The organism is Chryseobacterium tongliaonense, assembly GCF_041224435.1.
GTDB classification, from domain to species: domain Bacteria; phylum Bacteroidota; class Bacteroidia; order Flavobacteriales; family Weeksellaceae; genus Chryseobacterium; species Chryseobacterium tongliaoense.
On record NZ_JBGFFD010000004.1, the window covers coordinates 359,898 to 378,277 of the forward strand.

Sequence of the window (18,380 nt, forward strand, 5' to 3'; positions counted from 1 at the left end):
AAAAGTTTTCATACCGGTCAGATTAAAAGCCTTGATATATATTCAGAAATCATCACATACACTGTTTTTATTTCACTCTGTAAACCCGTAATGTTGCAGAAACATTCAGATAGTTTCTAATCCCTCATCTCAAAATCAGGCAATTTTAAATACATTCTAATAACACAAATCAAGAAAAAGTAATGGTCAGAATCTGTAATCCCCTCAATTAGAGGTTTTGGCCTTATTGCTTTTGTTTACCCTGTTCCGAATGATGAAACTCTCATTAAATATCCAACCGAAACTGATCATGAAAACAACACCGGATTATAAAAGAATTTATACCGATTTAATCAATGAAAAATATCCCGAAAAAAAAAGAGGAATACCTATCGCTGTTGCCCAAAGAAAATTTTTCGGTTTTAGAAGTGATTAGTTTCAACCAGCTGCTCTTCAGCGGATATGATCAGAAAGCACATGATTTTAACCAGAAACACCGCTTTTATAACAAACAGGCTATCCTTGAAATTTTAGATTACCAGAAAAAGCACAAATACAATAATAAGCAGTTAGCCCATCATTTTAATCTGAGCAGGAATACAGTAACCCGATGGAAGAAGCTGTTTTTGATCTGAACCCCAGGAAAACTATGCATCATAAAAACTTTAATTTTAATATCCTCGTCGGAAAAAGCATTTCAGAAGCAGAAATTATTTTAAAAGGATACAAAATCAAAAAGCTGCAGCCCGTAGAATATGTCTGCTTTCTTAAAAGCTATTGCTTTGGACTGATCAGGACGAGACTGTATTTGTATTGTATTGATAATAAAATTCAGGATTATTATATCATCACTTATTAAAATTCAATACCGGCTTTTATTTTACTGATTGATTTTTTAGTGGTATTTTAGAACTTGAATTATTCTAAAACCATCACGATAAAAATAAATCAATTTGAAACTCAGATCATCATATTATCTTCATCAGGATGTAATTTTTCTGGCCAAAGATCTTTTGGGTAAAGTTCTTTTCACCAAAATCGGCGATGATATCACTGCCGGTATTATCGTAGAAACAGAAGCCTATTTTGGAATTCAGGATAAAGCATCTCATGCATATGGCGGGCGGCGCACCAACAGAACGGAAACACTTTACAATGAGGGCGGAACCTCCTATGTTTATTTGTGCTATGGCATTCACCATCTTTTCAATATCGTAACCTCTGTGGAAGATGATCCCAATGCCGTACTGATAAGGGCGGTTGAACCTCTCATCGGTAAAGAAATAATGGAAATGAGACGAAATATGCCAGCCTCAAAACCTGCTATCTCATCCGGACCCGGCTCTGCTGCGAAAGCTTTGGGAATAAATGCTTCCTTCAATAAAAAAGAGCTGACCGGGGAAGAGGTCTGGATTGAAGATCACTCTATTCGATATACTTCTGATCAAATCGCCGAAGTTCCTCGTGTTGGAGTAGGATATGCTCAGGAACATGCCCTTCTGCCATGGCGTTTTTTCGTAAAATCTAATCCATACGTAAGTAAACCCAATAAAATTTAGTTTCAGAGTTTACGAAGGATTATTGATCATATGATAGAAACCCGTGTAATTGGAAACAAGATTTTCCAGTGTAAATCCACGGTTCAGTCCGCTTGTATTCGGTAAAACCCAGACTTCTGCACCACAGAGATTTTCCGCTTGCTGTCCCCATAAAATTTCCTTCTTTCCGGAAAAAGCTTTATAGGCTGCCTTACCCAGGAAAGCAATATATTCAGGTTGAAATTTTGTCATTTTTTCTTTAAAAGTTTCAAGAGCATGATCAAATTCCTCTTTTGAAAGCTCATCCGCTCTTGAAGTTGGCCTTTCCACGGCAGTAGTCAATCCGTACCCAAACATTAAGATCTCTTTATCATTGACAGCTTCAATCTGATAAGGCGTAAAACCTGATAAATACAGGACTTTCCAAAACCGGTTACTTTTTCCTGAAAAATGATGCCCATCTGCAGCGGATTTTAAACCGGGATTAATTCCTACGAAAATAACTTTAAGATTTTTAGCAATGATATCTGAAAACATTGTTTTATAAATATGTTTTTAATTGGTGGAAGAGGACGTTTTATATGGTCAATCCATGCGTATTTTTTACTTCAGCCATTACGAAAGTGCTGTGTGTGCTGCCGATAGAATCTACAGATCCCAGTTTATTAAACACAAAGTCCTGGTAATGCTTCATATCCCGGACCTGAACTTTCAGAAGAAAATCAAAATCCCCGGAAATATTATAGCATTCCGCAACTTCTTCAATTTCCAGGATTTCATTGACAAATTCATGTCCCACAGACCGGTCATGGATTTTTAATTTAATCTGGCAGAAGACCGTAAACCCTCGGTTGAGCTTTTCGGCATCCAGAATAGCACTGTATCTTTTAATATACCCTTCCTGTTCAAGACGTTTTGCCCTTTCAAAAACAGGTGAAGGCGAAAGATTGATTTCTTTGGCCAGCTCTTTAACGGTCAGTTTTGCATTTTTCTGAAGCAGTCTGAGCAGCTGCATGTCTTTATCATCAAGGTATTCCACAGAATATTATTCTTTTAAATTTAAAATCAAACGAATATACAGAATTATATTCTTTTAAAGTCTTATTCTAAAGTTTTATTAGCTTAATTAATACGAAACTAATATTGTTTTATTCTGTATGTTTATTTTTACACAAAATTAAAATCTGAAACCAATAGTATTGGTCAGGATTTATAAAGAACAGTTCTTTAATTCTTCATCAAACAGGAAAGGTTTTACTTAAGGTAGATTAATAGGGAATCGTGTGAAAATCACGGGCTGTCGCGCAACTGTAAGTAACATACCAAAGTTTTTGTCTTTGCAATCCACTGCCGGAAGCGGGAAGGATAACGAAAACCGTTACAAGCCAGGAGACCTGCCTTTACTGAATGACAATGCTTTCGCGGTCTGAAGCTTTTGGGTCATGCAGATGATATATTTTTCAGTACATTTTATCAGGGGATGAAATTGTACGGTCCGGATATGTCATTATTTTCCAGAAACATCTTTATCGCAAGGCATTACGAAGCATTTCAAAGAGCTTAAAAATCAAGTTTAATTTAAAGGTTTAAAAATGCAAACACACATTCTTGGCTATCCGCGGATTGGCAGCAAAAGAGAACTCAAAAAAGCCTGCGAGCAGTATTGGTCAGGCAAAATCGTTTTGGAAGAACTTCTGAATACCGGAAGGAATATCTGCAATCAAAACTGGAATATTCAGAAAGAAGCAAGAATAGACCTGATTCCGTGTAATGATTTTTCTTATTATGATCAGGTGCTGGATATGAGCTTAACAGTAGGAGCCATTCCCGCACGTTATCATGAGGTTATTCTCAAAAAAAACAATTCTGAACTCGATCTTTATTTTGCCATGGCAAGAGGTTACCAAAAAGAAGGACTGGACATTACTGCCATGGAAATGACCAAATGGTTTGATACCAATTATCATTATATCGTTCCTGAATTTCACAAAAATCAGCAGTTCAGACTTACTTCCAATAAAATTTTCAATGAATTTGCCGGTGCAAAACAGGCAGGAATCAATGCAAAACCGGTTATCATCGGGCTCGTTTCCTACCTTCTTTTGGGAAAAGAAAAAGAGCCGGGATTTGATAAGCTGGACCTTGCTCAAAATCTTCTTCCGGTTTACATTGACATTTTAACTCAACTTCAGGAACAGGGAGCTGAATGGATCCAGTTTGATGAGCCTTTCCTTGCACTGGATCTGTCTGAAAAAGCAAAAGAAACCTATCAATTGATTTACCAGGAAATCAGGACGCAATTCCCGAAGCTGAAATTCATTATTGCTACTTATTTTGAAGGATTAAAGGATAATTTATCGCTTGCTACTGCGCTTTCTGCAGATGTTTTACATATTGACCTGGTAAGAAATCCTGAACAGCTGGAAGAGGTCTTGCATTCTATTCCTGAAAATTTAAGTTTATCATTAGGAGTGGTAGACGGAAGAAATATCTGGAAAAATGATTATGAAAAATCTTTGACATTCATTAAAAAGGCTGTTGAAAAATTAGGTACAGAAAGAGTTTTTATAGCTCCGTCCTCTTCATTGCTGCATTCTCCTTGTGATTTAGACTTTGAAACAAACCTTCCTGCTGAAATTAAAAACTGGCTGGCCTTTGCCAAACAGAAAGTCAAAGAAGTGGTAACACTTAAAGAACTGGCTACCGGAACAGAGGATGAAAATATTTTGACACATTTTGAAGAAAACAAAAAAGCCATTGCAGGCAGAAAAACATCTTCATTGATTCATCATGAAAGTGTAAAACAAAGAGTAAGTGCTATTACTGAAAAGGATGCCCGAAGAAAAAATCCGTTCAAAACCCGTAAGGAAGAGCAACAAAAAATGTTACAGCTTCCGTTATTTCCAACCACGACGATAGGCTCATTCCCACAAACTGCAGAAGTAAGAAACTGGAGAGCCAAGTTTAAAAAAGGGGAATTAACGGCAGAACAATATGATACTTTGCTGAAAGAGGAAACCCGGAAAACCATTCAGTGGCAGGAAGAGATCGGGATTGATGTATTGGTGCACGGTGAATTTGAGCGTAATGATATGGTTGAATATTTTGGGGAACAGCTGGAAGGGTTTGCCTTCACTAAAAACGGTTGGGTACAGAGCTACGGAAGCCGTTGTGTAAAACCTCCGGTGATTTTCGGTGATGTTTTCCGTCCTGATCCGATGACGGTTTATTGGTCTCAATATGCCCAGGCTCAAACAGAAAAATGGGTAAAAGGAATGTTGACCGGACCTGTCACCATTTTGCAGTGGTCTTTTGTACGGGATGACCAGCCCCGTTCCGAAACCTGTAAACAGATTGCGTTGGCTATACGCGATGAAGTTGTGGATCTGGAAAAAGCCGGAATAAGAATCATTCAGATTGATGAGCCTGCCATAAGGGAAGGGCTTCCTTTAAGAAAAAACAATTGGCAGAATTATCTGAAATGGGCGGTGGAATCTTTCAGGATTTCAGCCAGTGGAGTGGAGGATTCTACCCAGATCCATACTCATATGTGCTATTCGGAATTCAATGATATTATTGAAAATATTGCAGATATGGATGCCGATGTGATCACCATAGAATGTTCGCGTTCCCAAATGGAACTTTTAAATGCTTTCGCAGATTTTAAATATCCGAATGAAATTGGTCCGGGCGTTTATGATATTCATTCACCAAGGGTTCCGTCAAAAGAAGAAATGATTGAACTTTTAAGGAAAGCCCAGAATGTAATCCCGGCCGGCCAGTTATGGGTAAATCCTGACTGTGGCTTAAAAACAAGACATTGGGAAGAAACAGAAAAAGCGCTGATAGCCATGGTTGCAGCAGCTAAGGAAGCTTCGGCTGAGTATGCTTTTTGAGTAATAAATAAAAGAATAATCCGGCCCAAAATTTCATTTCGGGCCGGATTATTCTTTCTAGGCTTCATACTTTTCCAAAAACTAGTTTTGAATTCTCAAAACTTAGATATAATTCTAATTTATCCACACGACAAATTATGTCATATCAAGTCTTGAATTTCTAATATTTTTATTATTTTCAAATAGACTTACATTAATTTTCAAGATTTTGTTTAATTATAATTCTCTAATTTGATTTTTATTTGCAACAAAAACGCACTTAATCCAGTATCAGAGCATGTTTTATGTAAATGTGGAAAACTTTTCAGGTTAAAAGTCAATCAATTAGTACTTGTATCTTTTAAAATCAGTTCTTTTTCTCGACCTTTGTTATACAAATAAACTCGAGATTGAGCCCTCGAGTTTATAATTTTCCAAGATGGAAGAATCAAATCAGTTCAAAAAAAATTGTATGAAAGAGTTTAAATTATATTAAATCTCCCAAATCGATGGAATTTAAATGGAAAGATTTTTGAAAATGAACAAAATAAACAGCCTGTACAATTTAACATAATATAAATTATAGGATTTATTTTATCCATTACAGAAGAGTACTACTTTGCTTCGTATTTCCATTTTTTTCATTACATTTACTTCATTCAAAGTAAATATGAACCACACGAGCTGTCTTCCTCCACCAAGATTTTAATATTTCAATTCGTTTGAAGTATGATTAAGTGTCGATAAAATTTTATCGGCTTATTTTTTAATACTTCAGATTCTGATAAAATATTAATTACAAATCTTATTTACATACAGTTCATTCTCAATGAAAAAATCATATTTATTATTGCATCTGGCCGTAATACTGGCCGGATTCACAGGTGTATTCGGAAAATTAATCTCACTTAATGAAGGCTTACTGGTTTGGTACAGACTTTTATTCTCAACCATTATTTTATTCTTATTGCTAAAGCTGCTGAGAATCCGTTATACGATCTCTAGCCCGGAAAAATTGGCTATAGCCAAAATTGGATTACTCCTTACCTTGCATTGGTTGTTTTTCTATGCGAGCATTAAATATTCAAATATTTCAATCGGCGTTGTATGTTATTGTCTTACAAGTTTTTTCACTGCCATATTTAAACCGTTGATTGATAGAAAGAAATTCAAAATTTCAGAATTACTGCTCAGCACTTTGACACTCGCCGGAATAAGTTTAATCTTCCATTTTGATGCCTCTTATCAGTTGGGAATTGGCTTAGGTGTTGTTTCATCAGCTTTCGGAGCGCTTTACACCATTTACAATGAACGTCTGGTAAAAAATTACGACAGTAAAATTATCAATTATTACCAGATGATCAGCGGAACCGTTTGTTTAGGGGCTCTCCTGCCGGTTTATCTGTATTTTTTCCCGGTAGAAAGCTTTATTCCGGGGATAAAAGATACAATTTATCTGGTCTTTTTATCTCTGTTCTGTACCGTTGGCCTGTACGTCACTTTTGCAGAAGTATTAAGAAAAATCCCTGCATTTACCGTTAACCTGACGTTTAATCTCGAGCCTGTTTATGCTATTATCATGGCTTTTTTATTCTTTAATGAAAGCAAGGAAGTCAATATTGCTTTTTATACAGGACTTTCACTGATCATGATTTCCGTGGTTGTACAGACCTTTATTTCTGTCAGAAAAAAATCTTAACTTGTTATCTTAAGCCTCTTGTGAAATATTGCAGGAGGCTTTTTTATTAAAATTTCCGAACTTATATTTCATAAAATTTTATATTTGCTTCCTATGAATTATCAAACATTTCACCCCCATCAGGATCTGGTATCATTGATAAAATGCTATTGGACACTGGAAAGCCCGAAGGAAGAAAATCCGCAACGGCAAACTATTGTTCCGGACGGTTGTATGGAAATGATTTTTCATTACGGTGATTTATACAAGCAATATATGGATAATGGAGATGGTATTGTACAGCCGAGAAGCTGTGTTTTTGGCCAGCTCACCCAACCTCTTGAAATAGAACCGACGGGTATTACAGGTATTTTTTCCGTTCGTTTTCATCATGATGGCTTCATTCCGTTCGCGACAATTCCTATCAAAGAAATGGATAACAAAGCCGTTTCCCTAGAAAAATTATTCGGGAAAGATGGAATTGAACTTGAAAAAAAAGTGTTAAGCTCAGAAACTATAGAAGAAAAAATAGTTGCTGTCGAATCCTTCTTATTACAACGTTTAAATACAGAAACCATTGACAGGATCGTACAATCAACGGTAGATACCCTTCTGACAGCCAACGGACAGATTTCTGTAAATGAACTTTCAAAACAGATCAATATCAACCGCAGACAGTTGGAACGCAAATTCTCGTCTGCAATTGGACTAAGCCCGAAACAGCTTTCCAAAACAATCCGGCTTCAGAATGCACTTAAACTTCTTTTGAATAAAGAATTTACCAGCCTCACTGCATTAGCCCATGAAGGTGAATATTATGATCAGGCTCATTTTATTAAAGATTTCAAAGAGTTTACCGGACTTACACCCAAGGAATTTTATGGGGAAAATCTCAAAATGTCCACTCTATTTTACGGAAGCAATTAGCCTTGTCGCATTTTTACAATTTTGAATTTCACACAATTCTGAACTTTGTTATCTAATAAAAATAAAATGAAAACAAAGTTGATCCTTTCCATTATTATTTTGTGCAGCTGGACGTTACAGCACAATCATCATGAACTTAAAAAAGCAGAATGGCTTATCGGAACCTGGGAAAATAAAACCCCGAAAGGAAGCCTTTATGAAACCTGGACTAAAAAAAATGACACTGAACTTCTGGGAAAAAGCTATTATCTGAAGGACAAAGATACAGTTCTGTTTGAAAACATCAGGCTGGTAGAAAAAGAACGCAAGCTCTATTATATCGTACCCACAGAACATCAAAATGATAAACTGCCTGTCAGTTTCACTTCAACAAGTGTTTCGGATACAGGTTCAATGATATTTGAAAACTTACAGCATGATTTCCCACAAGTTATTTCCTATACCAAAATCGATGAAAAATCTCTTATTGCTGAAATTTCAGCCACAAAAAACGGTAAAAAACATAACCAGACATTTCCGATGAAAAAGATAAAATAAATGATTATAACCCTATTACCCCTACTTTCATGTTCAATCCTGTTGACATATTCTAAAGCAGGGAAGTTAATAAATAGAAAGTATTTTTTCCCTTCATTATTTTAACTTATGTAGCTCTAAGTAATTTTTCAATCTCTTCAATTTTTGTAGAAAGCTGAAGCTTATTACTCATTTCACATTGCCAGACTACAATAATATTCCAACCATCATTATGTAATTTTTGATAATTTTTTAAGTCACGTTCTTTATTTTTAGCGATTTTGTCAGACCAAAACTCTGTTCTTGTGCTTGGTAACACTGCTTTTTTACAACTATGTCCATGCCAAAAGCAACCATTGATAAAAATAACTGTTTTGTATTTAGGTAATACAATATCAGGTTTACCAGGTAGCTCCTTAACATTTTTTCTATAGCGAAAACCTTTAGCAAATAGCTGTTTTCTTATTAAAATTTCCGGTTTCGTTTCTTTACCGGCAATTTTAGACATGATTTCAGAACGTTTCTTATGATCAAAAATATCAGCCATTAACATGTTTTTCTAAATGTTCATGTATGTTTTTTGATTGGTAATAACTGAATTTCGGTGGTAATGCGTTTCCTATAAGTAATGCTAATGCAGTTTTCGATATTGTTGTAGGAAATTGATAATCTTCAGGAAAAGACTGTAATAACGCTGCTTCTCTTGCAGTAATACATCTATCTTCCTCAGGATGTAAAAATCTTCCTTTTGATGGATTTAAGCAGCCTCCCGTTATCGTTGTTGAATAATCATCCCATCTCAACCTACCATACACATCATTAAACCCAATATTTTCACTGCTATGACATTTTAATTTATACTGTTCCGGTAAATCTCTCCAACTACCTCCATTTTTAGGAGTTAACTTTATACGTTCCATTACTTTAGGAGTATGAGAGGCTACAATTTTATGAACAGGATCATCCGTCTTTTCCGTTGATTCTAAACTTCCAATAACATCTTTTACTGTTACTTTTTGTCCTGTAGGTCCAGCTATAGTAATATCTCCTAATAGAGATCCTACCATGATCATTCTTTTTCTTTTTTGCGGAACTCCATAATCTTTTACATTAACTACTTCCACATTAGGATTATAGCCTAATTCAGCTAAGCGCTTAACCACATTTTTGAAAAGATAATAATCTACAAGGCCTGGGACATTTTCCATCATTATGGTCATAGGTCGTAGCTCTTCTACCAAACGTAAGTACTCCAACACTAAAGAGTTTCTATCATCTCTTACACTCTTTTTTCGATTTAATCTTCTAATGGAAGAAAAACCCTGACAAGGCGGGCAACCAGCAAGAAGATGCAAAGGCTCGCCATTTAATTTTTCTCGTATTTCTTCTGCGGAAATCAATCTGATATCTCTTTTAATGACTTCCGTATCTTTATGATTCATTTTAAATGCCAAAACGGCATCGTCAACTATTTCTATTGCGACTTTAGTATCAAAACCCGCTTGGTGAAGACCTTCTGTTTGGCCTCCGCAACCCGAGAAAAGATCTATTGCGTTGTATTTCATTATGTTAGCTTTTTAGCTTTAATAACTTCTTGTAAATTAAATGGATAATCAGGTGAGCCATACCCAGAAATATTATTAAGAATAAACTGTATCAAAGGAGTTCTAAATGGCTCATTGAGATTAATCCTACTTTTTCCTTCTTCTACAACTTTAGAGCCAAAATGTGAATATAGAAGTCTCAAATTTCTTATCATATTAATGTTATCATTATTAACTTCAAAAGGTGGTGGAACATTAATCGTAATAATTTCTTTTGGAAATATTACATAATCTTTATATTCTAATAATGTATCATTTAAAACAGGAATGCTGGAAACTATACTTAATGATTCTTGAATCCAACTATTGCTGATAGATGTTACTCGTGAACTTTTTTCATTATATTTACTAAGTCCCGCATTAAGTTTCAATTTGTTTTTTAGATTTACATTTTCATTACACTTCTCGTACATGGGAACTAATGTGAGATTACCAAAATTCTTTTTCCAAAAGGACAAAAGGTGACAGTCTGCAGAGATAACTAAATATTTCGTATATTCATCACCGTCAACAAGCTGTATTATATCTCCTGTTCGAACTAAATCATCATTTGGAAAATAATACATCCTATAAGACCATAACCTACTAATATCATCAACAGATACATTAGAACAATCAACAGGCGTAATCTCTTTTTCTGTAAACTCGATATTAGTAAGAGTGGGACGACAGATTCAATACATTAGAAAATGTTATGAAAGCTTATCAAAAGAAAAGCAATCAATGATTGATAGAATACTAAAACACACTAATATCTAAATATACTCACAATGGAACTTAAAACAAAAATTCACGCCGAAGACGGCAAACAGGAAATATTCATTACCAGAGAATTCGATCTGCCGGTAGAGCTGTTATTCAAAGCATATACAGAAGCTGAAATTGTTGAACAATGGATGGGAACAAAAGTTCTGAAACTTGAAAACAGACAGCATGGCGGTTATCAGTTCGAAACAACAAATCCGCAGGGAGACGTAGTATTTCGTGCAAACGGAAGCATCCATGAAATTGTTCAGGACCAGAAAATAATCCGCACCTTTCAGATGGAAAACACCCCATTCCCTATCCAACTAGACTTTTTAACATTTGAAAAACTAACGGATGAAACCAGTAAAATAACCATCCAAACCATTTACCAATCCATTGAAGCCAGAGATCAGATGCTGAAATTACCTTTCGCTCAGGGTCTCAATATGGCACATAACAGATTACAGGAAGTGGGTAATTCGCTATAAGAAATTAGGCTGGAAGATGGAAGCTGGCTGGAAGTCAGTTATCAAACGACTAAATTACATTTGTCCATCCGCCACAAACTCAAAACTCAAAACTTATAACTCATAATTTATAACTCAAAAACTCTCAAACCTCATGAATCCAAAAGTTGATTTCTTTTTTGATAAAGCCAAGCAATGGCAGAAAGAATTTGAAAAATTAAGAGCAATTGCAGCAGATACAGGACTTGAAGAGGAACTAAAATGGGGATGCCCGTGCTACACCGATCATGGGAAAAATATTTTCTTAATCCACGGATTTAAAGAATATTGTGCCATTCTGTTTTTTAAAGGAGCATTACTGAATGATACTCACAATATCCTGATCCAACAGACTGAAAATGTGCAGGCGACAAGGCAGATCCGTTTTACAGATTTCAAGGAAATTGTTGACCTGGAAAAGATTATTAAAACTTACATCTATGAAGCGGTTGAAGTTGAAAAAGCAGGCCTGAAAGTAGAGATGAAAGAAACCAGAGAATTTGAAATGCCTGAAGAATTTCAAAACCGACTGGATAAAAATCGCGAATTAAAAGAGGCTTTTGAATCTTTAACCCCAGGAAGACAAAGAGCTTACCTGCTCTATTTTTCTTCCGCCAAACAATCTAAAACACGGGAATCAAGAATTGAAAAATATATTCCACAGATTCTTCAGGGTAAAGGATTAAATGATTAACACTTAAAAACAATATAAAATGGAAACACCGGATAAATCACAAAAAAGAAACAAAATCATTTACTGGATTTTTACCCTTTGGATGGCATTGGGAATGATTTCAACCGCCATCGTACAATTGATGAAAAATAAAGACGAAGTAGAAAATTTCACAAAACTGGGCTATCCTATTTATTTAATGTCCATCATTGCGATCTGGAAAATTCTGGGTGTTATTGTAGCATTAATTCCGAGATATCCATTGTTAAAAGAATGGGCTTATGCCGGATTTTTCTTTGCAATGTCAGGAGCGGTGATCTCTCATTTATTTGTCGGAGATACGATCGGAAAAACTTTTCCGCCCCTATTACTTCTCGTGATCAGTATTATTTCATGGTATTTCAGGCCGGCCGACAGGAAATTGATTTAATTAATTTTGAATAATTTTAACTGAAAATCTTCGTACCCAATTTAAACTATATGAAAAAACTATCTAAAGAACGAAATCAAGAGCTTCTAACAATCCTTAAAGCTCGTTTTGAAAAAAATAAAACCCGTCATCAAGATCTGGATTGGGAAAAAATTCAGTTGAAACTGGAAGCTCAGCCTGAAAAACTCTGGTCATTAAACGAAATGGAAGAAACCGAAGGCGAACCCGATGTGGTCGGTTATGATAAAAAAACGGATGAATACATATTCTTTGATTGCTCACCCGAAAGCCCGAAAAGAAGAAGCCTTTGCTACGATTATCAGGCATGGGACTCAAGAAAAGCCAATAAGCCGGAAAGCAATGCGATCGACAGAGCCTCAGAAATGGGAATTGAAATCTTAACGGAAGAGCAATACCGTGAGCTTCAGGAATTAGGAAAATTCGATCTGAAAACCTCAAGCTGGGTAAAAACTCCGGCCAAAATCAGGGAACTTGGCGGTGCCGTCTTCTGTGACCGCCGGTACAACACAGTTTTCCTGTACCATAACGGTGCTGATTCCTATTATGCAGCAAGAGGATTCAGAGGCTGCCTGAAAGTTTAAAAGAGTGATGAGTTATGAGTTATGAGTTATGAATTATGAGTTATAAGTTAAATAAATCTACAAACACTCATCATTTGAAATCTCACTTCTTTATCTTCTCCTTCCTGCTTCCATCTCTCCAAACTCTCAACTTATAACTTATAACTCATAATTCATAACTTTTATTTCATTAATTTAGCATTATTCAAAATTTGATTTAACATAATAATAAGGTATGAAGAAATTAATTTTAATCAGTTCATTCTCGGTTCTCCTGATGAACTGCAACAAAAAAACAGAAACTGTAACACCAACAGTTGAAACAGATTCTTCAGCAATAGCAGAGACCGTGGTAGATACACTGGGACCAAAATCATATTGCTATGTCGGAGCAACGGGTAAAGATTCTGTTTTTGCTAGTATTGACGATAACCTGGGAACCATTACCGGGAAACTATCTTATAAAAATAATGAAAAAGACAGTTCTAAAGGAGATATAGTTGGCTTTAAATCCGGAGATACCCTGAAACTGACTTATGAGTTTGAGTCTGAAGGATCAAAAAGCAAACGTGATATTTTCTTTATTCAGAAAGGAAGCACTTTAACAGAAGGAATCGGTGATCATACAGAAGAAAGCGGACAATCGAAATATGCCAATGAAAAGAAGATCACTTATAAAGACGGCCCAAAACTGGAGGCCGCTGACTGCAGCATTGTTATGAAAGCCTTAAAATAAAAACAATATTATAAAAAAGCAGCCTTATCAAGGCTGCTTTTTATTTATGGTAACTCTTTTTTAATAATTTCAATAAAATTATCTACGGCTTCATCACCCGTATTCCAGGATGTGATAAGGCGAACTGCAGAGAAATTTTCATCTATTTTTTTCCAGACAAAAAATTCAAATTTTTCCAGTAAAATCTTGATCAGGTCATTATTCAGGATAGGAAAAATCTGATTGGTATAAGTATCTGAAAGAAACTCCACTCCCCTTTCCTTCAAAGTATTTTTAATCTTCATAGCCTGTTCATTCGCATGTCTGGCCAGGTCAAAATACAGATCATCTTTCATCAGTTCCAAAAACTGAATTCCCAGCAATCTTCCTTTAGCCAGTAAAGCTCCTTTCTGCTTAATATTAAAAGCAAAATCTTCCTGAAGAGAAAGGTTGTTAATCACAATGGCCTCTCCTATCAAAGCTCCGTTTTTAGTTCCGCCGAGATAAAAAATATCAGTTAATTCCGCTACTTTTTCTAGCGTCAGGTCACTTTTTTCAGACATAATTCCATGCCCCATTCTTGCTCCGTCTATAAACAGATAAAGGTTGTTTTTCTTACAGAAACCTGAAAGCTCTTCCAATTCATTTGTTGTATAAATGGTTCCCAATTCTGTAGAATTTGAGATATAAACCAGTTTCGGCATTACCTGATGTGGAACATTACTGTGATTTTCCAGCACCGGAATAATATCTGATGTCCTCAGTTTTCCATCTTCAGTTTCAATACTTAAAATTTTGTGTCCGGTCGCTTCAATAGCACCTGTTTCATTATTTAAAATATGTCCTGTAGAAGCGGAAATAGCACATTGATAGGGTTTCAGAACCGAAGAAATAATAATAAGATTGGCTTGTGTTCCCCCCGAAACAAAATATATATCAGAATCCTGTTTATTGATTTTTTTCCTGATTAATTCCTTAGCCTGTAAAGAATATTCGTCTTCTCCATATCCTGCCTGCTGATCGAGATTATATCGTAAAAGAGCCTGCAGAATATTAGGATGGCAGCCCTCTGAATAATCGTTTTTAAATGAAAATTTCATAGGACAAAATTAAAAAAAAGTTTATCCAACAAGGGTAAAATTTCATTAATATTTTGTTAGATTTGTATATAAAACCATCTAACATTTTGAAAACAACCCTTACAGAAGAGAATTATCTTAAAGCCTTGTTTCATTTGGTTGATCAGGAAGGAAAGGTAACGATTAACGAGCTCAGCAAGTTTTTAAATGTAAAAATGCCGAGCGTTAACAATATGATGAAGAAATTTGCTGAAAAAAGCTGGGTGATTTATGAAACCTATAAACCTCTGAGAGTTACCGAAAAAGGAAAAAGAGAAGCTGCCTTGGTCGTACGTAAACACAGGCTTACAGAAATGTTTCTCGTTAAAAAAATGAATTTCGGCTGGGAAAATGTACACGAAATTGCAGAACAGCTGGAACATGTTCACTCCCAGGTTTTCTTTGATAAAATGGATGAAATTTTAGATTATCCTAAGTTTGACCCGCACGGTGAGCCGATCCCCGACAAAGATGGAAATATCATCGCCCTGAATCTGCATAAGCTAAGCAGCTGTGAGGTAGGTGAAAAAGTTATTTTCGCTTCCGTTACCCTTTCTGATGACGCCTTTTTAAGCTATCTGAATGAAAGAAAACTTCTTCTGAATACCAAAATAAAAGTAATAAAAGTAGAAGATTTTGATAAGTCGATGACCATTGAAATCGGAAATAAAAAAGAAATTCTCAGTAAAAAAGCAACTGAAAAAATACTGGTCAAAAAATAAACGAATGAGTGAAAATAATTTCTACTCAGACACTCGATAAAAAGTATGCTTCATAACAGATTTGCTGCTTTTCTTTACTTTTATTAAAATATAACAGTCAGATTTCAAAAAGCTTTGCGTTAATAAAAAATGTTTGAGATTCTTCATTGCATTCATTCAGGAACCTAAGATTCGACGTAATCAATAACACTTTTGAACAACTTCATTTTTATATCCTTAAAATCTACTATCTTAGTTATATAATTTTAGGCTGACAATCAATAAAAATGGACAACACATTTCAACCTGACGCCATCATCATTGGTACCGGATTAGCAGGGCTTACTGCTGCTATGGAAATCACCAATGCCGGAAAAAAAGTAGTATTGATCGACCAGGAGACTGAAGAGAATATCGGAGGACAGGCATTCTGGTCTTTTGGAGGCCTTTTCCTGATCAATTCACCGCAACAGCGCAGATTGGGAATAAAAGACTCTTATGAGCTGGCCAGACAGGACTGGATGGGTACGGCAGGCTTTGACCGCGAAGAAGATTATTGGCCGAAGCAATGGGCCGAAGCCTATCTGAAGTTCGCTGCCAACGAAAAATACAATTATATTTCTGAAATGGGAATCAAATTGATGTTTCTTGTCGGATGGGCAGAGCGAGGCGATGGATCAGCTGATGGACATGGAAATTCAGTTCCGCGCTTTCATGTCAGCTGGGGTACCGGTACGGGAGTCGTTAAGCCTTTTGTAGAAAAAGCCTACGAAGCCAAAAAGAAAGGACTGCTTCAAATGAAATTCAGACACAGGGTTACTGATTTATTAATGGAAAATGGCAAAGTCACCGGTATTGCAGGCGACATCTTAGAAAATGACCATAAAGAGAGAGGACAGGAAACCAACAGAATTGTTGTATCACAGTTTAAATACCACGCCCCACATATTATGATCGCATCGGGCGGAATCGGAGCAAATCACGAGCTCGTCCGGAAAAACTGGCCGGAAAGATTAGGCAGAGCCCCGGAAAATATGGTATGCGGAGTTCCGGCTTATGTAGATGGAAAAATGATTGGTATTGCTGAAAATACAGGAGCCCATATTATCAACCGCGACCGGATGTGGCACTACACAGAAGGTATTCAGAACTGGAATCCAATCTGGCCTCACCACGGTATAAGAATACTTCCCGGCCCTTCATCCCTTTGGTTTGATGCCAATGGTAACCGGCTTCCGGCTCCTTTCCTGCCGGGATTCGATACTTTAGGAACCCTGAAATACATACAGGAAACCGGATTTTCCTATTCATGGTTTATTCTGACACAGAAAATTATTAAAAAAGAATTTGCCCTTTCCGGATCCGAACAAAATCCTGATATAACGAACAAAGATTATACTCTGTTTTTAAAAAGAATTTTCGGTAAAAAAGCACCCGGGCCGGTAGAAGCTTTTAAAGAACACGGAAAAGACTTTATTGTTTCTGATAATCTTCAGGATCTGGTGCAGAGAATGAACGAACTTTCAGGTGATCACCTTTTAGAATATGAAAAAATAAAATCCCAGATTGAATCGAGAGACCGGGAACTGGATAATCAATTTTCAAAAGATACTCAGATCAATTATATCCGAAGTACAAGAAAGTATATCGGGGATAAATTGGGCAGAGTCGCAACACCACATAAAATACTCGATCCTGAAAACGGACCGCTTATTGCCGTAAAGCTTAATATTTTAACCCGGAAAACATTGGGTGGAATCAAAACTAATCTTAACAGCCAGGTTCTGAAGGAAGACGGAACTGTCCTCGAAGGGCTCTATGCTGCAGGCGAGGTAGCCGGATTTGGCGGCGGCGGTATGCATGGCTATCGTGCTTTGGAAGGCACTTTCCTGGGTGGATGCCTGTTTTCCGGAATGAAAGCCGGGAAATATATTGGCGGACTGAAATAAAATGAAATCAATATGTAAGATATGAGCACCTATTTTAATGATAAAACAGTATGGATTACAGGAGCATCATCCGGAATAGGTGAAGCCCTTGTCCTGGAATTAGCAACAAAAACCACCGCTAAAATTATTCTGTCATCAAGAAAAGAAGATCAGCTGGAGGCCATTGCACAAAAAGCCGGACTTCCACAGAATCGTTATGCTGTTTTACCATTAGACCTTTATGAGTATAAAAGTATGGCGGATATCGCTGCAAAAGCAGTTGCAAAATTTGGGAAAATTGATATCCTGATCAATAATGCCGGCTTATCTCAACGTTCTCTGGCTATGGAAACCGATATTGAAGTGGATAAACGTTTAATGGAAATTGATTATATAGGAACTGTAGCGCTTACTAAAGCAACAGTCCCTTATATGATTAAAAATGGCGGCGGACAAATTGCCGTAGTATCCAGTCTTATGGGCATATTCGGAGCCCCGATGCGCAGTGGGTATGCCGGAGCCAAACATGCTTTACATGGATTTTTTGATGCTCTCCGCGCCGAATTGTATAAAGAAAATATTTTGATCACCATTATCTGTCCCGGGTTTATACAAACCAATATTTCAATGAATGCCATGACGGGCGACGGATCTCCACAAGGAACAATGGATGACGCTACCCGAAAAGGGATGCCCGTTCAAATTTTTGCCGGAAAAATGCTTAATGCCATCGAGAATAAAAAATATCAGGTTGCCATAGGAGGCCGGGAAGTTATGGGGATATTCCTGAAAAGGTTTTTTCCTTCGTTACTCGCAAAGATCATCAGAAAGGCAAAGGTGGTTTAATTACAATTCCTGTCTTTA

At 36.4% G+C, this 18,380-nt stretch carries 21 protein-coding genes and 1 riboswitch; of the genes, 15 read left to right on the forward strand and 6 right to left on the reverse strand.

Annotation, left to right across the window (positions count from 1 at the left end):
• The first annotated feature begins 335 nt into the window (after positions 1-335).
• From AB8P06_RS11600 to AB8P06_RS11610, 3 genes are all read left to right on the forward strand, one after another.
• Positions 336-614, forward strand: coding sequence for a helix-turn-helix domain-containing protein (locus tag AB8P06_RS11600; RefSeq protein WP_369841823.1), 279 nt, complete (start codon positions 336-338; stop codon positions 612-614).
• Between the two features lie 14 nt (positions 615-628).
• Positions 629-838: a hypothetical protein gene (locus AB8P06_RS11605; protein WP_369841826.1), complete on the forward strand. Its 210-nt coding sequence runs from the start codon at positions 629-631 to the stop codon at positions 836-838.
• Positions 839-932: 94 nt separating this feature from the next.
• The gene (locus tag AB8P06_RS11610) at positions 933-1,538 is read left to right on the forward strand and encodes a DNA-3-methyladenine glycosylase (RefSeq protein ID WP_369841829.1); all 606 of its coding nucleotides are present in this window, start codon (positions 933-935) and stop codon (positions 1,536-1,538) included.
• Positions 1,539-1,547: 9 nt separating this feature from the next.
• Here AB8P06_RS11610 and mug read toward each other — a convergent pair whose 3' ends face one another.
• On the reverse strand, positions 1,548-2,054 hold the full coding sequence (gene mug / locus AB8P06_RS11615; RefSeq protein WP_369841832.1) for a G/U mismatch-specific DNA glycosylase: 507 nt from the start codon (positions 2,052-2,054) through the stop codon (positions 1,548-1,550).
• A 40-nt stretch (positions 2,055-2,094) separates the two neighbouring features.
• The gene (locus tag AB8P06_RS11620; RefSeq protein ID WP_369841835.1) at positions 2,095-2,556 is read right to left on the reverse strand and encodes an Lrp/AsnC family transcriptional regulator; all 462 of its coding nucleotides are present in this window, start codon (positions 2,554-2,556) and stop codon (positions 2,095-2,097) included.
• A 193-nt stretch (positions 2,557-2,749) separates the two neighbouring features.
• Positions 2,750-2,933, forward strand: a riboswitch (cobalamin riboswitch).
• Positions 2,934-3,109: 176 nt separating this feature from the next.
• On the opposite strand from AB8P06_RS11620, the gene metE reads away from it, so the two are divergent.
• The 4 genes from metE (at position 3,110) to AB8P06_RS11640 (ending at position 8,534) form a co-directional block, all read left to right on the forward strand.
• Positions 3,110-5,413 carry a 5-methyltetrahydropteroyltriglutamate--homocysteine S-methyltransferase gene (gene metE, locus AB8P06_RS11625; protein WP_369841837.1) on the forward strand — a complete coding sequence of 768 codons (2,304 nt, stop codon included), beginning with the start codon at positions 3,110-3,112 and terminating at the stop codon, positions 5,411-5,413.
• An 808-nt stretch (positions 5,414-6,221) separates the two neighbouring features.
• Complete coding sequence (locus AB8P06_RS11630) at positions 6,222-7,091, forward strand: DMT family transporter (RefSeq protein WP_369841839.1); 870 nt, start codon at positions 6,222-6,224, stop codon at positions 7,089-7,091.
• Positions 7,092-7,184: 93 nt separating this feature from the next.
• Entirely contained in the window at positions 7,185-7,997 is an 813-nt protein-coding gene (locus AB8P06_RS11635) for a DUF6597 domain-containing transcriptional factor (protein WP_369841841.1), read from the forward strand.
• A 66-nt stretch (positions 7,998-8,063) separates the two neighbouring features.
• The gene (locus AB8P06_RS11640; protein ID WP_369841844.1) at positions 8,064-8,534 is read left to right on the forward strand and encodes a DUF6265 family protein; all 471 of its coding nucleotides are present in this window, start codon (positions 8,064-8,066) and stop codon (positions 8,532-8,534) included.
• Between the two features lie 106 nt (positions 8,535-8,640).
• On the opposite strand, the gene AB8P06_RS11645 is transcribed toward AB8P06_RS11640, so the two are convergent.
• The 3 genes from AB8P06_RS11645 to AB8P06_RS11655 are packed head-to-tail and all read right to left on the reverse strand — an operon-like array spanning position 8,641 to position 10,683.
• Entirely contained in the window at positions 8,641-9,060 is a 420-nt protein-coding gene (locus tag AB8P06_RS11645; protein WP_369841847.1) for a very short patch repair endonuclease, read from the reverse strand.
• Positions 9,053-10,078, reverse strand: coding sequence for a DNA cytosine methyltransferase (locus tag AB8P06_RS11650; protein ID WP_369841849.1), 1,026 nt, complete (start codon positions 10,076-10,078; stop codon positions 9,053-9,055). Before AB8P06_RS11650 ends, AB8P06_RS11645 begins: the two co-directional genes overlap by 8 nt.
• Complete coding sequence (locus tag AB8P06_RS11655) at positions 10,078-10,683, reverse strand: hypothetical protein (protein WP_369841852.1); 606 nt, start codon at positions 10,681-10,683, stop codon at positions 10,078-10,080. The genes AB8P06_RS11650 and AB8P06_RS11655 overlap by 1 nt, the downstream gene beginning before the upstream one ends.
• A 204-nt stretch (positions 10,684-10,887) precedes the next feature.
• Between AB8P06_RS11655 and AB8P06_RS11660 the strand changes: the two genes are divergently transcribed.
• From AB8P06_RS11660 to AB8P06_RS11680, 5 genes are all read left to right on the forward strand, one after another.
• Entirely contained in the window at positions 10,888-11,352 is a 465-nt protein-coding gene (locus AB8P06_RS11660) for an SRPBCC domain-containing protein (protein ID WP_369841855.1), read from the forward strand.
• 133 nt (positions 11,353-11,485) lie between these two features.
• The gene (locus tag AB8P06_RS11665) at positions 11,486-12,064 is read left to right on the forward strand and encodes a YdeI/OmpD-associated family protein (RefSeq protein ID WP_369841858.1); all 579 of its coding nucleotides are present in this window, start codon (positions 11,486-11,488) and stop codon (positions 12,062-12,064) included.
• 19 nt (positions 12,065-12,083) lie between these two features.
• A complete protein-coding gene (locus AB8P06_RS11670) occupies positions 12,084-12,473 on the forward strand; it encodes a DoxX family protein (protein ID WP_369841861.1) in 390 nt (129 codons plus the stop codon).
• 50 nt (positions 12,474-12,523) lie between these two features.
• Positions 12,524-13,075 (forward strand): DUF4256 domain-containing protein, encoded by a 552-nt coding sequence (locus AB8P06_RS11675; protein ID WP_369841864.1) that lies wholly within the window; start codon positions 12,524-12,526, stop codon positions 13,073-13,075.
• Positions 13,076-13,289: 214 nt separating this feature from the next.
• Complete coding sequence (locus AB8P06_RS11680; RefSeq protein WP_369841866.1) at positions 13,290-13,790, forward strand: hypothetical protein; 501 nt, start codon at positions 13,290-13,292, stop codon at positions 13,788-13,790.
• A 44-nt stretch (positions 13,791-13,834) separates the two neighbouring features.
• On the opposite strand, the gene AB8P06_RS11685 is transcribed toward AB8P06_RS11680, so the two are convergent.
• Entirely contained in the window at positions 13,835-14,869 is a 1,035-nt protein-coding gene (locus tag AB8P06_RS11685; protein ID WP_369841869.1) for a threonine aldolase family protein, read from the reverse strand.
• An 86-nt stretch (positions 14,870-14,955) separates the two neighbouring features.
• Between AB8P06_RS11685 and AB8P06_RS11690 the strand changes: the two genes are divergently transcribed.
• From AB8P06_RS11690 to AB8P06_RS11700, 3 genes are all read left to right on the forward strand, one after another.
• Positions 14,956-15,609 carry a metal-dependent transcriptional regulator gene (locus tag AB8P06_RS11690; protein ID WP_369841871.1) on the forward strand — a complete coding sequence of 218 codons (654 nt, stop codon included), beginning with the start codon at positions 14,956-14,958 and terminating at the stop codon, positions 15,607-15,609.
• Positions 15,610-15,875: 266 nt separating this feature from the next.
• Positions 15,876-17,537 (forward strand): FAD-binding dehydrogenase, encoded by a 1,662-nt coding sequence (locus tag AB8P06_RS11695; protein WP_369841873.1) that lies wholly within the window; start codon positions 15,876-15,878, stop codon positions 17,535-17,537.
• Positions 17,538-17,558: 21 nt separating this feature from the next.
• Positions 17,559-18,362 (forward strand): SDR family oxidoreductase, encoded by an 804-nt coding sequence (locus tag AB8P06_RS11700; RefSeq protein ID WP_369841875.1) that lies wholly within the window; start codon positions 17,559-17,561, stop codon positions 18,360-18,362.
• Positions 18,363-18,380 lie beyond the last annotated feature (18 nt).

What these genes read in the sequence shown, in the direction of transcription:
- AB8P06_RS11650 (WP_369841849.1), bottom strand. Translation starts at nt 10,078, where the DNA reads ATGAAATACAACGCAATAGATCTTTTCTCGGGTTGCGGAGGCCAAACA.
- AB8P06_RS11700 (WP_369841875.1), top strand. Translation starts at nt 17,559, where the DNA reads ATGAGCACCTATTTTAATGATAAAACAGTATGGATTACAGGAGCATCA.
- AB8P06_RS11600 (WP_369841823.1), top strand. Translation starts at nt 336, where the DNA reads ATGAAAAATATCCCGAAAAAAAAAGAGGAATACCTATCGCTGTTGCCC.
- AB8P06_RS11685 (WP_369841869.1), bottom strand. Translation starts at nt 14,869, where the DNA reads ATGAAATTTTCATTTAAAAACGATTATTCAGAGGGCTGCCATCCTAAT.
- AB8P06_RS11675 (WP_369841864.1), top strand. Translation starts at nt 12,524, where the DNA reads ATGAAAAAACTATCTAAAGAACGAAATCAAGAGCTTCTAACAATCCTT.
- metE (WP_369841837.1), top strand. Translation starts at nt 3,110, where the DNA reads ATGCAAACACACATTCTTGGCTATCCGCGGATTGGCAGCAAAAGAGAA.
- AB8P06_RS11665 (WP_369841858.1), top strand. Translation starts at nt 11,486, where the DNA reads ATGAATCCAAAAGTTGATTTCTTTTTTGATAAAGCCAAGCAATGGCAG.
- AB8P06_RS11635 (WP_369841841.1), top strand. Translation starts at nt 7,185, where the DNA reads ATGAATTATCAAACATTTCACCCCCATCAGGATCTGGTATCATTGATA.
- AB8P06_RS11640 (WP_369841844.1), top strand. Translation starts at nt 8,064, where the DNA reads ATGAAAACAAAGTTGATCCTTTCCATTATTATTTTGTGCAGCTGGACG.
- AB8P06_RS11630 (WP_369841839.1), top strand. Translation starts at nt 6,222, where the DNA reads ATGAAAAAATCATATTTATTATTGCATCTGGCCGTAATACTGGCCGGA.
- mug (WP_369841832.1), bottom strand. Translation starts at nt 2,054, where the DNA reads ATGTTTTCAGATATCATTGCTAAAAATCTTAAAGTTATTTTCGTAGGA.
- AB8P06_RS11680 (WP_369841866.1), top strand. Translation starts at nt 13,290, where the DNA reads ATGAAGAAATTAATTTTAATCAGTTCATTCTCGGTTCTCCTGATGAAC.
- AB8P06_RS11670 (WP_369841861.1), top strand. Translation starts at nt 12,084, where the DNA reads ATGGAAACACCGGATAAATCACAAAAAAGAAACAAAATCATTTACTGG.
- AB8P06_RS11660 (WP_369841855.1), top strand. Translation starts at nt 10,888, where the DNA reads ATGGAACTTAAAACAAAAATTCACGCCGAAGACGGCAAACAGGAAATA.
- AB8P06_RS11655 (WP_369841852.1), bottom strand. Translation starts at nt 10,683, where the DNA reads ATGTATTATTTTCCAAATGATGATTTAGTTCGAACAGGAGATATAATA.
- AB8P06_RS11645 (WP_369841847.1), bottom strand. Translation starts at nt 9,060, where the DNA reads ATGGCTGATATTTTTGATCATAAGAAACGTTCTGAAATCATGTCTAAA.
- AB8P06_RS11695 (WP_369841873.1), top strand. Translation starts at nt 15,876, where the DNA reads ATGGACAACACATTTCAACCTGACGCCATCATCATTGGTACCGGATTA.
- AB8P06_RS11605 (WP_369841826.1), top strand. Translation starts at nt 629, where the DNA reads ATGCATCATAAAAACTTTAATTTTAATATCCTCGTCGGAAAAAGCATT.